Source organism: Roseobacter sp. HKCCA2468 (assembly GCF_037805105.1).
GTDB lineage: Bacteria > Pseudomonadota > Alphaproteobacteria > Rhodobacterales > Rhodobacteraceae > M30B80.
This window is the reverse complement of record NZ_JBBLYN010000005.1, coordinates 1-13,005: the sequence shown is the minus strand read 5'-3', so window position 1 is coordinate 13,005 and position 13,005 is coordinate 1. Positions and strand designations below refer to the sequence as shown.

At 55.2% G+C, this 13,005-nt stretch carries 14 protein-coding genes and 1 pseudogene; 6 read left to right on the top strand and 9 right to left on the bottom strand.

Going from position 1 to position 13,005, the window contains the following annotated elements; all coding sequences use genetic code 11:
- Window positions 1-163: 163 nt before the first annotated feature.
- Window positions 164-1,600 (bottom strand): coniferyl aldehyde dehydrogenase, encoded by a 1,437-nt coding sequence (locus AAC620_RS10970; protein WP_340244987.1) that lies wholly within the window; start codon window positions 1,598-1,600, stop codon window positions 164-166.
- 154 nt (window positions 1,601-1,754) lie between these two features.
- On the opposite strand from AAC620_RS10970, the gene AAC620_RS10965 reads away from it, so the two are divergent.
- Window positions 1,755-2,072, top strand: coding sequence for a 2Fe-2S iron-sulfur cluster-binding protein (locus AAC620_RS10965; RefSeq protein WP_340244985.1), 318 nt, complete (start codon window positions 1,755-1,757; stop codon window positions 2,070-2,072).
- Window positions 2,073-2,078: 6 nt separating this feature from the next.
- On the opposite strand, the gene AAC620_RS10960 is transcribed toward AAC620_RS10965, so the two are convergent.
- Complete coding sequence (locus AAC620_RS10960; protein WP_340244983.1) at window positions 2,079-3,104, bottom strand: LuxR C-terminal-related transcriptional regulator; 1,026 nt, start codon at window positions 3,102-3,104, stop codon at window positions 2,079-2,081.
- Between AAC620_RS10960 and AAC620_RS10955 the strand changes: the two genes are divergently transcribed.
- From AAC620_RS10955 to AAC620_RS10940, 4 genes and pseudogenes are all read left to right on the top strand, one after another.
- Window positions 3,051-3,902 (top strand): NAD(P)/FAD-dependent oxidoreductase, encoded by an 852-nt coding sequence (locus AAC620_RS10955; protein WP_340244981.1) that lies wholly within the window; start codon window positions 3,051-3,053, stop codon window positions 3,900-3,902. The two genes, AAC620_RS10960 and AAC620_RS10955, sit on opposite strands and share 54 nt — an antisense overlap.
- Window positions 3,903-3,914: 12 nt before the next feature.
- Entirely contained in the window at window positions 3,915-4,637 is a 723-nt protein-coding gene (locus AAC620_RS10950) for an aspartate/glutamate racemase family protein (RefSeq protein WP_340244979.1), read from the top strand.
- Between the two features lie 77 nt (window positions 4,638-4,714).
- A pseudogene (locus AAC620_RS10945) lies at window positions 4,715-4,807 on the top strand (IS6 family transposase); the annotation flags it as partial.
- A gap of 60 nt (window positions 4,808-4,867) precedes the next feature.
- Window positions 4,868-5,227, top strand: coding sequence for an HGGxSTG domain-containing protein (locus AAC620_RS10940; protein WP_340244977.1), 360 nt, complete (start codon window positions 4,868-4,870; stop codon window positions 5,225-5,227).
- Between the two features lie 141 nt (window positions 5,228-5,368).
- Here AAC620_RS10940 and AAC620_RS10935 read toward each other — a convergent pair whose 3' ends face one another.
- The 7 genes from AAC620_RS10935 to xylB all read right to left on the bottom strand — a co-directional run bounded on the left by AAC620_RS10935 (window position 5,369) and on the right by xylB (window position 12,124).
- Entirely contained in the window at window positions 5,369-5,704 is a 336-nt protein-coding gene (locus tag AAC620_RS10935) for a hypothetical protein (protein WP_340244975.1), read from the bottom strand.
- 104 nt (window positions 5,705-5,808) lie between these two features.
- On the bottom strand, window positions 5,809-7,560 hold the full coding sequence (locus tag AAC620_RS10930; protein ID WP_340244973.1) for a DNA polymerase: 1,752 nt from the start codon (window positions 7,558-7,560) through the stop codon (window positions 5,809-5,811).
- Window positions 7,557-8,144, bottom strand: coding sequence for a hypothetical protein (locus AAC620_RS10925; RefSeq protein WP_340244971.1), 588 nt, complete (start codon window positions 8,142-8,144; stop codon window positions 7,557-7,559). The genes AAC620_RS10930 and AAC620_RS10925 overlap by 4 nt, the downstream gene beginning before the upstream one ends.
- Window positions 8,141-8,341, bottom strand: coding sequence for a helix-turn-helix transcriptional regulator (locus AAC620_RS10920; RefSeq protein ID WP_340244969.1), 201 nt, complete (start codon window positions 8,339-8,341; stop codon window positions 8,141-8,143). Before AAC620_RS10920 ends, AAC620_RS10925 begins: the two co-directional genes overlap by 4 nt.
- Before the next feature lie 97 nt (window positions 8,342-8,438).
- Complete coding sequence (locus AAC620_RS10915; RefSeq protein WP_340244967.1) at window positions 8,439-9,119, bottom strand: hypothetical protein; 681 nt, start codon at window positions 9,117-9,119, stop codon at window positions 8,439-8,441.
- Window positions 9,109-10,356 (bottom strand): tyrosine-type recombinase/integrase, encoded by a 1,248-nt coding sequence (locus AAC620_RS10910; RefSeq protein ID WP_340244965.1) that lies wholly within the window; start codon window positions 10,354-10,356, stop codon window positions 9,109-9,111. The genes AAC620_RS10915 and AAC620_RS10910 overlap by 11 nt, the downstream gene beginning before the upstream one ends.
- Before the next feature lie 319 nt (window positions 10,357-10,675).
- On the bottom strand, window positions 10,676-12,124 hold the full coding sequence (xylB, locus tag AAC620_RS10905) for a xylulokinase (protein WP_340244963.1): 1,449 nt from the start codon (window positions 12,122-12,124) through the stop codon (window positions 10,676-10,678).
- Window positions 12,125-12,471: 347 nt separating this feature from the next.
- Here xylB and AAC620_RS10900 point away from each other — a divergent pair, with 347 nt between their 5' ends.
- Window positions 12,472-12,903 carry a DoxX family protein gene (locus AAC620_RS10900; protein WP_340244961.1) on the top strand — a complete coding sequence of 144 codons (432 nt, stop codon included), beginning with the start codon at window positions 12,472-12,474 and terminating at the stop codon, window positions 12,901-12,903.
- Window positions 12,904-13,005 lie beyond the last annotated feature (102 nt).

Here is a 13,005-nt window from a genome sequence, read left to right as displayed (position 1 = left end):
ACAGGAATTCTACGGTGGCCGGCTGTTGGGCGCCGAGATCCAATCACCGCGCTATGACAAATTCGCGGAACTTTGCGGCGGCAGGGGTATCTGGGTGGAGGGGCCAGGCGGCATGGGTCCAGCTCTGAAGGAGGCGCTGGCCAGCGGGCAGACCACGGGTCATTCAGACCCCCATCAGCCGCAGGACCGCCCTGGAGATCGGACCATAGGGCGGATACAGCAATTTGACGCCGGTGAAATGGCCAAAGCCGCGCTGTTCGAACACCGATTTCGCGTGGGAAAACGTGTCAAACCCTTCCTTGCCGTGATAGCTGCCCATGCCGCTGGCGCCGACCCCGCCAAAGGCCAGATCCTCCTGGATGTATTGCAGCAGGGCATCGTTGATGCCGACCGACCCCGAACTGGTGCGCCGCAGGATGTCGCGCTGCACCGAGCGGTCATGGCTGAAACAATAGAGCGACAGCGGCTTGTCGCGCGCGGCGACATAGGCGATCGCCTCGTCCAGAGTGTCATAGCCGATCACCGGCAGGATCGGGCCAAAGATCTCTTCCTGCATCAGCGCGCAATCGGCGGGCGCATCCAGAACGATGGTCAGCGGCACCTTGTGGGTGCCATCCACCACGCTTTGTTCAATGCCATAGGGTTGCAGGATGGTGGCGCCTTTGTCGCGGGCTTCGTCCAGGAGGGTGTTCAGCCGGCGAAAGAACCTTTCCGAGACGATGGCGGTATAGTCATGATCAAGAATGCTGTTGAAATGCTGTTTGAAATTGGCCAGCACCTGATCGGCGAACCGGCGGGCATCGCCTCTGGGCACCAGCACGTAATCCGGCGCGATACAGGTCTGACCGGCGTTGAAGCTTTTGCCCCAGGTGATGCGCGCGGCGGCTTCCTTGATGGCATAATCCGGCGCCACGATGGCCGGGCTCTTGCCGCCCAGTTCGAGCGTGACCGGCGTCAGATTGGGCGCGGCGGCGGCCGCGATCAGCTTGCCCACACGGGTCGAGCCGGTGAACAGCAGGTGATCAAAGGGCAGGGCGGCAAATTCGGCCGCCTGACGCGCGTCACCTGTCATCACCGTGACCAATGCGTTGTCAAACGTGCGCGCCATCAGGTCGGACAGACAGCGTGCGGTATGCGGCACCTCGTCCGACATCCAGATCATCGCCCGGTTGCCCGCCGCCAGCGCCGCGACCAGAGGCGCCACCGCCAGATGCAAGGGATAGTTCCACGGCGCCATGATCCCCACGACCCCCAGAGGCTGGGGCACGACATAGCATTTCGCCGGCAGTGACCAGAAAGACGTATGCCGGCGGCGCAGCTTCATCCATTTGCGCAGGTTCTTGCGGGCATAGTGGATCGCGCCGTGACAGCCCAGGATCTCGGCGATCAGGGTTTCAGAGCGGCTGCGGCAACCGAAATCGCGGTTGATCGCGGCAATCAGCTCTTCCTTGTGGGCGGCCAGGGCGGCGTTCAGCCGGTCCAGCCGGTCAAGACGTTCCTGCAGGGATGGATAGGGATCTGCGTCAAAGCCCGCGCGCTGTGTGTCGAAAAGCGTGCGCACCAGGGGCGTCGCCTGCGTGATGGCCTGCAAGTCTGTCATACCTGTGTCCTCTCTGGCCGGCTCATCTGCGCCGGGGGTGTCATCCTGCCCTGATCCTGCCCCGGCGATTGTCGCCGCACCCCAGACTTTAGGTTGGGGATGGGGCGGATGTGCTGCGCTAGATCAAGGCGTCACGTTTTTTCAGGAGGGGACAATGATCACGATCCGCATCACCGGCACCGACAAGGCCGAATACGAAGTCCAGGCTAAACCGGGCATGACGCTGATGGAGGCGGCCAAGGCCAAATCTATTCCGGGCGTCGATGCGGATTGCGGCGGCAATGCCGCCTGCGGCACCTGCGCGATGTCTTTTGGCCAAGGGTGGGAGCATCTGTTGGAGGGGCGCGGCGCGGATGAGGACGATATGCTGGAGTTTTCGGTCGAAACCCCGTCGAAATGCCGCCTGTCCTGCCAGATCGAGCTGAGCGATCAGATGGACGGGCTGACCGCCGTGGTCGAAACCGAACGTTGAGCGCGACTAGAGCAGCCCGTGTTTGCGGGCTGCGGCCAGCGCACCCATCCGGTTGCGCACCCCCAGTTTCTGAAAGGCATTGTAGAGATGCCATTTGACCGTCGCGACCGAGATCACCAGATGGGCCGCGATCTGGGCATTGGTCAGCCCGCTTTCGATCAGCTGCAACAGTTCGATCTCGCGTTCGGTCAGCGCGTCCGGCTCGGGGTCGTCTTCGGGGTCGGGGGGCAGGATGCTTGGGGCGGTCTGGTCAATGCGCGCCAAGAGCTGCGCCTCGGCCGAGGCTTTCAGCAGTTCAGGCGGCGTGTCGGTAGCAGCGCGCCGGGCGATTACGTCGCGCAAGAGCGGCGCGGCAAACCGCGCGTATTCCATGAAGGGCACCACAAGGCCGCTGTCCTGTGCCATCTGCGCGGCGCGTGATATTTCCCGCGCGGCATCATCCGCCTTTTCGGCCTGCGCCAATGCATGCGCCTTCAGCAGCCGCAGACGCAGGGCGTCGCTCAGGGCCACGCGGTTGCGCTGCCGCCGTTCTTGCAGATGCAACTGGGTGATGGCCTCCTGCGCGCGGCCTTCGGCAATGGCAATCTCGGCCAGGATCCGTCTGTGCACCGCGTTCAGGCTTTCGCTGGCCGGCTGGAACCGGCTTTGCCAACTGTCATCAAAGACGCCCCAGCGCGCGGCCAGTTTGCGCGCCTCGGGCACCCGCCCTGCGTGGATCAGGATCGTGACCTGCTGTCCGATCAGCGAAAAGGTCAGCCGCGCCAGCCCATGCCGCAGGCCCAGCGTGATGCCATGCTCGGTCAGCTCGATCGCCTGTTCGGGATTGCCGGACAAGACCGCGCACCAGGCCCGCACCCGGTGCGAAATCAACAGGGGTTCGGCGGGGCCGAAAGAGGCGGAAAACCCGGTGCCGCGTGCCAATTCTTCCTGTGCTTTCGGGATGTTGCCCTGCAGATAGGCCATGTCCGCCGCCACGATATGAACCAACAGGCGCAACAGATCGCTGTCGCCATCCTGCGCCACGGCGCGCATTGCGCGGTCCAATGGATCCTGCGCCGCCGCCAGATCGCCGATGCGGCATTGGGTCATCGCATCGATGCAGCCGGCCTGCGTGCGCTCGAACCGGCGCTCAGCCATGATTTCAAGGCAGCAATCCTGTTGAAGGATCAGGCGCGCGTCACGTCTCCTGGCAGGCTGGGCGCGGTGCTTGCCGAGAGGTTTGCCCGTCAGGGTGGTGAAATCCTGCGCGAAACGGTCAAAGCACTGATCCCTGGCCGGAGTGGCGGCTGGACCTGCGTGACTGAAACCACCCGGCACACGGCGCCGAAACTGGTGGTCTCGATGGGTGTCTGGTCGGCGGAGTTGTTGAAACCGCTCGGGCTTCGCTTTCCGCTCGAGTCAGAGCGTGGCTATCACCTCTCCTTTGCCGATCCGGGTGTTAGCCTGACACATTCGGTCATGGACATGGACATGAAGTTCGTCGCGTCGTCTATGGATGACGGGCTGCGCGTGGCAGGTACCGCAGAATTCTCGGGCCTGGACGCGCCGATCAGCGAAAAGCGGGCGGCAGGGCTGGCAGCGCTGGCCCAGTCGATGCTTCCCGATATGCGCACCGACAAGGCCACCAAATGGTCCGGTCAGCGCCCGAGCCTGCCTGACAGCCTGCCCTGCATCGGCGAGATCGAGGGACACCCAGGACTGATCGCCGCCTTCGGGCATAGCCATTATGGCTTGATGATGGCGCCCAAGACCGGCCGCATCGTCGCCGACATCGTGTCGGGCACCCCGCCGAACATCGATCTTTCTCCCTACAACCCTTTGCGTTTCTGAAAGAGGCACATCGTGACCATTTTGCGTGGCGGACAAAACATCTGCGGCATCTCGATCGGGGTGCTTTCGCTGGAAAGCTATTTCCCCAAGCCGCCTGGCCATATCAAGAATCCCTCAAGCCTGCCGTTCACGACGGCCTACGAGATTCTGCACGGGATCACGGTGCCGCGGCTTTTGAACGACCCGAGCCCGGACATGCTTGCCCCGATCCTCGATGCCGCCCGGCGGCTGGAGGACCGAGGCGTAAGGGCGATCACGGGGTCCTGCGGGTTTCTCGCGCTGTTCCAGACCGAGATCGCCGAAGCCGTATCAGTGCCTGTTTTCGTGTCCTCGCTGCTTCAGGTGCCGCTGGCCTATCAGATGACCCGGGCACCGGTCGGCGTGTTGACGGCTTCGGCACAGTCACTCACCGACAAGCACATTGCCGGGGTTGGTGCCAGTGGCATTCCAATCGTAGTTCAGGGACTGGAGAACAGCGACGAGTTCGCTTCGGTCATCCTTCGAAACGAGCGCGTCGACATGGATCTGGGAAAGATCGAAAAGGAGGTGTTGGACGCCGGTCTGGAACTGGTCCGGCGTAGGCCCGAGATCAAATCGATCATTCTCGAATGCACGGATATGCCGCCATACGCAAAGGCGCTGCAACAAAGCCTGAAACGGCCCGTTTTCGACCTGACCACTCTGGCGTCGATGATGCACGAAGTTGTCTTGCGGCAAAGCTATTGCGGGTTCTGAATAACCTGAACTGTCGCATGGGCTTTGTCAGAAGAACTTTGCTTGAGGCAGGACAGGGAGCCGACTAGCGTCTGGTTATGACCAAACGCTCTCCCTTCAAGTATTTCAAAACCAGTCCAGAGATCATCCGCCTGGCCGTGATGCTGTGTGAGAGATTTTCACTTAGAATGCCCCCTCGCATAGCGCCCTTAATTTTGTTATAATATAACACTCGTATAGGGGTGTTTGGAATGTTAACAAAAGGTAACGTTGAAATTGGGATCGAAACACGCTTTGGTTCGAACTGGCCGGGCATCCGCTGCGGTGCTAGGACCAAGGCCGGAGGTGAATGTCAGCGCCCAGCGGTGAAGCGAACTGGCCGATGCACGCGGCACGGCGGCAAAAGCACGGGGCCTCGAACGCAAGCTGGACGTGATAAAATTACCGCTTCGCAAACTGTGCATGGAAGACTAACAAAAGAAAAACGCACAGCTACCCAGAAGCGTGTCGAGGTGGGCCGCAAAGTACTAACAGAGATAAAGCAGATCGAAGCAAGCTTGATTGAGGAAGGTGTCCTGCAGCGTAATTGGCGCAAAGACTGGAATCTATAACTAAGGGCCAAGGTCCACGGACCTGGAAGCAGGGGTTACTGTGTCAAATCCGAACGATAGTAACAAAAAGATCAAAGGGGCCCCCCCTGTTTATGGCCCGCGGTTCTTGGGCCAAGGTCTTTTAGTATTAGCCTGACAAATTCATTCGGGGGTAATTTCATTTGGGTTTTTGCCTTTGTGTAATACCGCAGTGCGACCTTCACGCCGTTCAACCCAGTACCCTTCGCACTGTTGATCAATCTTTTTCAGAACCCTGGATCTCTGATCGTGGCTCTCGATCCCTGCGCAGTCCCAGACCTTGAGTGATAGTGCCAAAGATTTGAGAGTTGGTGTTGCCATTTTCATATACGCCTCCGCGACCAAGATAATTCTCGATGTTGGATCTGGAATGTTGCGCTTAATCCACCCGAAGGTAACTGGTCCCATGAGGAACATGGCATCCCGTTTCGCGCGTTGAGCGGCTTTCGTGTTACCCATAGGACTACCCTATATTTATATTGAAGGAGAATAATGAGGATAATGATACGGTGCCGCGGAACGCGCGTAGGTGCCCCCGTGGAAACCGCGTCGGTGTGCGACCCTCAAGTCTGGGCTAGGAGGCCCATGATTTGGTCCCACATATCCTTGCCATGCTCGTCCATATATCGATCCGGATACCGCACAATATCCGCATCAACCCTGCAAACTTTTCCATCGCCAAGGACAGCCTCGCTGGCTGCCGACATGCACTCTTTTAGCCTGACGACATCCGCGTCTATTTGATCCAAAGGTGCCTCAATCAATAGGGCATCGTGTATCGGCGCGCAGAGCGTAATGCCGCGTTCCACTGCAAGAATGCACGCAATGCGCATCATTTCTGCCCCATGGGCTTGCATCGGCCAATTCAAAAACGTGTTCGCTTTTGCATCACCGGCGGTGACTTGAATGGACCACCCGAAGCAGGTTTCCAGCTTTAGCCCAAGCAATCCACGTTCTTTGTTGTTTTCCGCCCAAGCCCAAAACGTTCGGTAGGTCTCACGATGCTTTTGCAGCAGCGCCTTCGCTTCCAACTCATGAATCTTCGCCGCTTGAGCCACGCCATAGGCGCTCATTCCATAATTGGTGCCTAATACAACCGCTTTACATCGGCTGCGGATGGCTTTGTGAGTTTGCTTAGTCGCATTCGGTGGTGCCAGTCCCGCTGCGATCGCAAAAGCAAGATATGGGTCGCCAGTGTGGTATGCTTCCCAGAGTAGCTCGTCGCCGGAAAGCGCTGCAGCGATTGCGATTTCTTGCGAGGACCAATCACAATACGCCAATGCCATTCCCTCGGCGGGTTTGATTAATCCCCGAACCCATTTCGCCGGCCCAAACACAAATTTGGTTGTACTGGGCTGGTTGCGTCCCGTTTTTGCAGCAAACGGTGAGAGAATTGTTCGATTGCGGCCGTCTCGACCTACCGCAAGCTTATTCAGTTTCAATTCTCCAAGCGTTTTACGTAGTTCGTGCAAGGGCTGAACGGCGGGATACCTTTTACTCATGTTACTAAACGTGTCACGATCCAAGGCTAAACGTCCGCTATCTAACCGGGGCCATGGGATCTGCTTGTGAGAGAGGTAGATTTCAAACAGTGCCTCTTTGAAAGTCCCATCAACATAAACACCATACTGTGTATCCACCTGTACGATCAGTTTTTGCTTTATAGCGTCCCAGCTCGCATTCAACGTCTCTAGGAGATCAAAATCGATTGGGATGCCAAAGTGCTGCATCGCTCCGACGGCTTTCACATATCGACCGCGGAGTAGGGCTTGATTTAATCGCAGTTCGGACCACGGTGCGTGCTTCAGCATTGCATTCAACAAAGGGCCAAGTGCAGCGACGTCTTGCGCACAATAATCTAGGATTGCTGAGCGTTGACCCTCGGACCACGGACCACCAGACAGGATCAAATCACGCATGCTGTCCTTTTCTTCTGGGATCAAATGGTCCAGCCCGTTGAATTGCAAGGCGCTCACCAGAGATTGCCGACCCACGTTCGGGTCACCATTCGTGTCGCAACGGAATTCCGCGAACAGATCAATCATAGACACATCAAAGCCCCAACCCAGAGCAAGCATGCTTTGCACTTCGGCGGGCGCAAAATAGCAAACCAATGCAATATCCTCCCCCGTTTCAAACGGAGGAGTTTTCATTTTCTGGAGATCGTCTTGCCAATGTCGGCTTAATTCACCAGATCGAAGATCTTGAACTACCATGCAAACAACATTTGGAGTCTCACCTTCCGATCCAAAGTATTCAAAATCGATCGCATAGATCTTTTGGAACGGTAGGTGTGCAAGCTCAGTATACGTCATTCCAACCCCCAAAGTTTCTGCAGGGCAGGGTGTTCGTGATCAATGATGACATGTGTTGACCCAAATGCAATTGTGAGGATTTCGTCCATGGTCAGTTCGGGCCAAACTGGCTCAGGTATATCACCCTGCGCTACAATAGGTTCATAACACCCTACTGATCGATTGGATGTGAGACGTACCCAATGAGTTTTTGCCAGCTCGGCCACTTCACGCTGACTTTGGTTCCAAGGGTTGTCATTGCCATCCTCAGGAATTGGCGGAACTGGCCAAAGAAAAATGTTGCCTTGACGATCAATCGCGAGTTTAAGTGTTGCCCGCTTTGCGTCTTTAGCAATCGTCTGCGCGATTTCAGGCGAGAGCAAAAACGGTCTTTCTTCGCCCTCAAGATTAAGCAATGCGCACTCAAAGTGATACGCTTGATCCTGGTGGACCCTCACATACCTCTGTTTTGCAGCTTTGGTCACCGGCACATGCAAGATGAGTTTGCGTGCGACGGGCAGATCCGAGCTTCCGGAGGGTATCTTAAACTTCGAGAAGTCTAACTTGCCCTGTCCATTTTTTGTGCTGTCGTCATTCCCACTCATGACTGGCCCCCCATACGTTCAGAAAGCCAACGCTCAACTTCATCGCGCACCCAAGCAATACGATTGGCACCAATCCGTTTACGCTTTGGAAACGCGCCCTGATCTTCCAGGCGATATAAATGCGCGCGACTGTAGGGAACACGCGCTTCGACTTCATCAGACATCATGAAGTCTGATTTCACTGCGTTATACGGCATCTTTATTCTCCATGTCTGTTACAGGTGCATGGAGGTTACGAGCGAATGTGGTTAAGCCTGTAGGCTGTCCAATTAACTTTTTGCCGTTCAGTCAAATTTAATCACGAGATAACGCCTGCAGCGCGGGGAGTAGCAGTTTTAAAGGGCTGATTTGACCGTCATTTTCTTTTGATAACTGTCTACAGTCATTCAGGGTTGTGTAGAATAAATTCTGTTCAGAAGCTTTGCCTTTGGACTTTAATTGTGATCGCTGCGATTTAAGGGACTTTTGCGTGCTGCCCAAGATTGTTGCTGCGTGCTCCTCAAGTGCTTTTTGGGTCCGATATAAAACTTTATCTGATTTGGAGTATAATTCAGAAGCGACGTACCATAGGATCCGTAATTTTCTGTCGATAGGAATTATTTCGTCCCCCGTAATCGACTCATGGATAACGGGCCTTGCGACGCGTTCTGCTTCCATCCCCTCGTTCAGTCTCTGAACATCATGCTGCAGATCCCTGAACGCTGCGGAGAGTTCACTGAAAGGATTAGTGTCATCAGCAAGTTCAATGTTAACAGATCCATCGTCGTCTGTGAGCTTGTCACTCTGATGCTGTAGGATGGCACTTACAGCCGCAACAATTAATTCGCGGCGTCTGATGTTCTGAATATCACGACGGTCAGAGTATTTTTCAGTCGAACTATCGTCTGAAAGGACCTTATGCAGCTCAAAAGCTATTTTATCTTCCAGAGAAATCTCTGCATCTAGAGCCGCGAGTATTCCTTTTTTATCCTTCATCTTTGCTTCCGATGATTTGGGTTAAACCAATTGCCCACACCTGCATGCTGTTCCGCTTCTGATCCAAATAATCAAACCGATCATAATAGACGCTGCCGACGTCAACGAGTGCATGGCCTTGCAACCTGTTGCGCATTTCAAGAGAGATGCCCATTGATCCGGCTAATGTCTTGAATGTCCGGCGGAGATCGCGGGCTGAGAACGATGGCATGCCACTTTGCTTTACAAAGATAGATACGGGTTTTGTAAGACTATCGTACCGACGAGGGCCATCTGTGCCTCGTGCAGGGAACAAGAACTGTGGATCAAGGGTCGTGGATCTTATTTCGTCCAGTATTTGGGTATGTAAGTCAGTCAGCGGAACCAGATGCGGCTCAGATATTTTTCCTCGGGTCTTCCTGCGTTCACCCGGGATCGTCCATAGTCTTTTTTCAAAATCAAATTCGTCCCATGTGGCGTGAAGAACTTCTTCCACTCGCTGACCACTGGCCAATATGAATTTCAGAGCAAGGTGCATCTGTGGCGTCAGCAGATCTGTGTTCCATAGTTCTCGGACCTCGGTCTCCGATAACGCCCGCTGACCTTTGGGTTTGCGGGCAAGTGTTCGCTTGATGGTAGCAACGGGATTATGTTCGATAGAAAATTTGGGCGCTTGACCGCGCCACCGGGTCATCGATTGTGCGTGTATTCCAAGCTCGAATGCTGCTCTTAAATACGCACGCACATTATCTGAGTGCACCTTAGCACCACGCTGCGCGATCGCTGCGAGGACATCCAAAATATCATCTCTAGAAACGAGATGAGCAGGGCGCGATAAGAGATATGACGGAATATCCTTGCCCTTGATACGCTTAACCTCTTTCGCTGTACGTTTCCCGTCCTGCTCAAGGTCGTCAATATACAAATCCAGCAAATCGCCTAACGTGCCTAGGGACCGTTGTTCGATATTGTGAGCGATTGCCTGTTGTTTTTCTCTGGCAAGATCAACTCCTGCATCAATACGCCCCCGATACTCCAATGCTAGCCTTCGGGCATCAGCCAGTTTAACGCTTGGATATCTGCCCAGGCTGACTTGTTTCCGCTTTCCGTCTTCTGGACTTGTAAACGCTAAAAAGAAACTCTTCGCGCCTGAAGGGGCGATTGTCACACCAAATCCGCGGACGACAGAATGAGTATCCCGCAGGCGATAAACAGTATTTTTAGGCTTTGCGTCTCGAATTTGCTTGTCTGTCAGCATAATTGCCGCGTTATTGCTACGTTATGAATGATACTTGAGGGTATCTCATGGAGTCAAAGCAGGCAATTAAAAATCTATGAAAACCATAAAAAGTCATAAAAACAGCAGTTTATTAGACATTATGCGACATGGTGCTATATTATTACCACCTCACTCATAACCTGAAGGCCGCAGGTTCAAATCCTGCCCCCGCAACCAATAAAATCAACTAGTCTGCTCGTATCGCGCTGTATGGTTTTGTCACTTTGGCGGATGTGATAGGCTTGGTGGGTTTCTTGCCCTGTGCGATCCGCTTGCGGTTGGTAGACTTGCAGCTTTCTTACCTCAGTTTTTGCTGAACCGTTCGCAATGCGGGATATAAGGCGCGATATGCCTCAAGGCGTATCTGCGTGCTGTGATCGATTGCCCCCTTCGGTTTGAACCAATGACGGACAGTGGGGCGTTGCATCACTGCATCCATCGGTTTGTCGCCGCAGGCCACAAGCGCAAGCCGGGCGGCCCCAAGGGCAGGGCCCACAACGGCCTCATCGCTGCGACCAAGTGTAATCCCTGTCACATCTGCGATCATTTGCATCAACAAATCACTGCGGGTGCCCCCGCCAATGGCCAAGAGTGAGGTTGGGGCCGTGCCCGCTTTTGCAAAGGCCTCGGCCGCATCAGCAAAAGAAAAGGCAATCGCCTCAAGAACAGCGCGCATCAAGCTGCCTTGGCTCATGCCCTCGCCCAGATTGGCAAATCCCCCGCGAATTGTGGTGTCTCCATGCGGTGTGCGCTCTCCTGTCAGATAGGGTAGGAAGAGCGGGCCTGGCCGGGCCTCGGCCGCTTCGGTCAAGAGAAGATCAATGGGGCGGTTTAATAGATCGGCCAGCCACGCCATCGGGCGTGCGCCATTCAACATTGCGGCCATCTGAAACCAGTGATCAGGCACGGTATGGGCATAGGCGTGAATGCGATTTTCGATATTTGGGCGATAGGCATCCGTGGTCACAAAAAGCTGCCCCGAGGTGCCAAGCGAGATAAACCCATCACCTGCTTGCACGGCACCAAGACCGACTGCCCCCGCCGCACCATCGCCTGCCCCTGCCGCCACAGGAATGTCAGGCGTCAGACCCAGATCGGTGGCGATATCGGGCAAAAGCGTGCCAGCCACATCCGTGCCATGCAGGACGTGGGGCAGCCAAGCAGGTTCGGTTGCGGTCAGCTCACAAAGCCGCGCAGACCAACACCGCGCGGCCTCGTCAAACCATGATGTGCCTGCGGCGTCTGATGGGTCGGTCACACATCCGCCATGCAGGCAGAGCCCGATATAATCTTTGGGCAACATCACATGGCGGATCTTGGCGTGGGCCTCGGGCTCATGACGTGACAACCACAAGATTTTTGGCGCCGTAAAACCCGGCATTGGCAAAACGCCTGCATGTTGCGCGGCTGACGGATCGGCCGCGATGATATCGGAACATTCAACATCTGCACGGGCGTCATTCCATAAAATCACGGGTCGCACAGGTTTGCGCTGTGCGTCCAGCACAACGGCACCATGCATCTGGCCAGATAGGCCAATCGCCTTGATGGCAATGCGAAGCGCGGGATCTAATGCCTTGATGCAGGCGCGTGTTGCCTCCCACCAATCCTCGCAATTTTGCTCGCTTGCCCCATCAAACGGATGTGAAATGGGCAAATCTTTGCTACTTTGCGCGATCAGATTTCCCTCAGCATCAATGACACAAAGCTTAACAGCCGAAGTTCCCAAATCGATCCCAAGATACATCTTCGACATCCTTTCCCCCCGGCTGAATGCCCACGTCTGTGGATTTGAGCATAAAAGGGGCATTTTTGAAATTTAACTCGTGTAAAGTTTTGTCGGTATTGCAGCGCAAGAGGCAAGAGCAAATCATCTGCATCCGCTCGTAATTTGCCAGCCTGATGGCCAATCATTCAGTCACAAAGGCAATCCCATAGAAACCGCATCTCTTGGATGCAGGGATGACGGGCCCGTCACTCGGGGAATGCAAAAGGTCAGATATAATTTTTAAATCTGTAAAGCCCTCTCTCTGTGCGTATTTGCACAAAGCGCGTCAATTCTTTTAGAATATCCGACCGCTGAACGCTGTGTTGATGTCCGCGCCAAGCCGCGAATGGCTTTTGGAAAAGGATGGATATCTAATGCAGCAGCTTGAAAAATTTGCGCCGCTGATCGCGCGCGTGTTCATTGGTGGATTTTTCCTGATGGCAGGTCTGGGCAAGCTTGCCGATGTGCAAGGCTTTGCAGGCTATGTCACGATGGGTGGTTTGCCAGCCTTCTTGGCGTGGCCTGCGATTATCTTCGAGATTTTGGTAGGGGCTTCGCTATTGGTGGGGTTAAAATTGCGCCTTGTCGCATTGGCAGGCGCGGCCTTCTGTGTTGTGACAGCAGTGCTGTATCACAACAATTTTTCCGATCAGATACAGATGATCATGTTCCTCAAGAACTTCTCTATCGCAGGTGCATTCTTGATGTTCTTCGCGCATGGCGCTGGGGCTTATGCCTTGGATAAAAACGCCGCCTGATGCTTGGCAAAAGGGGCGGGGGTATGTCCTCGCCCTGTCCCCTCAGATATTTTCACCCGAAGGCCGCATCATAGGCCGTCACGCACTCTTTCGCCAAATGGC

What these genes read in the sequence shown, in the direction of transcription:
- AAC620_RS10970 (WP_340244987.1), bottom strand. Translation starts at nt 1,600, where the DNA reads ATGACAGACTTGCAGGCCATCACGCAGGCGACGCCCCTGGTGCGCACG.
- AAC620_RS10965 (WP_340244985.1), top strand. Translation starts at nt 1,755, where the DNA reads ATGATCACGATCCGCATCACCGGCACCGACAAGGCCGAATACGAAGTC.
- AAC620_RS10955 (WP_340244981.1), top strand. Translation starts at nt 3,051, where the DNA reads ATGAACCAACAGGCGCAACAGATCGCTGTCGCCATCCTGCGCCACGGC.
- AAC620_RS10960 (WP_340244983.1), bottom strand. Translation starts at nt 3,104, where the DNA reads ATGCGCGCCGTGGCGCAGGATGGCGACAGCGATCTGTTGCGCCTGTTG.
- AAC620_RS10940 (WP_340244977.1), top strand. Translation starts at nt 4,868, where the DNA reads ATGTTAACAAAAGGTAACGTTGAAATTGGGATCGAAACACGCTTTGGT.
- AAC620_RS10935 (WP_340244975.1), bottom strand. Translation starts at nt 5,704, where the DNA reads ATGGGTAACACGAAAGCCGCTCAACGCGCGAAACGGGATGCCATGTTC.
- AAC620_RS10930 (WP_340244973.1), bottom strand. Translation starts at nt 7,560, where the DNA reads ATGACGTATACTGAGCTTGCACACCTACCGTTCCAAAAGATCTATGCG.
- AAC620_RS10925 (WP_340244971.1), bottom strand. Translation starts at nt 8,144, where the DNA reads ATGAGTGGGAATGACGACAGCACAAAAAATGGACAGGGCAAGTTAGAC.
- AAC620_RS10920 (WP_340244969.1), bottom strand. Translation starts at nt 8,341, where the DNA reads ATGCCGTATAACGCAGTGAAATCAGACTTCATGATGTCTGATGAAGTC.
- AAC620_RS10915 (WP_340244967.1), bottom strand. Translation starts at nt 9,119, where the DNA reads ATGAAGGATAAAAAAGGAATACTCGCGGCTCTAGATGCAGAGATTTCT.
- AAC620_RS10910 (WP_340244965.1), bottom strand. Translation starts at nt 10,356, where the DNA reads ATGCTGACAGACAAGCAAATTCGAGACGCAAAGCCTAAAAATACTGTT.
- xylB (WP_340244963.1), bottom strand. Translation starts at nt 12,124, where the DNA reads ATGTATCTTGGGATCGATTTGGGAACTTCGGCTGTTAAGCTTTGTGTC.
- AAC620_RS10900 (WP_340244961.1), top strand. Translation starts at nt 12,472, where the DNA reads ATGTCCGCGCCAAGCCGCGAATGGCTTTTGGAAAAGGATGGATATCTA.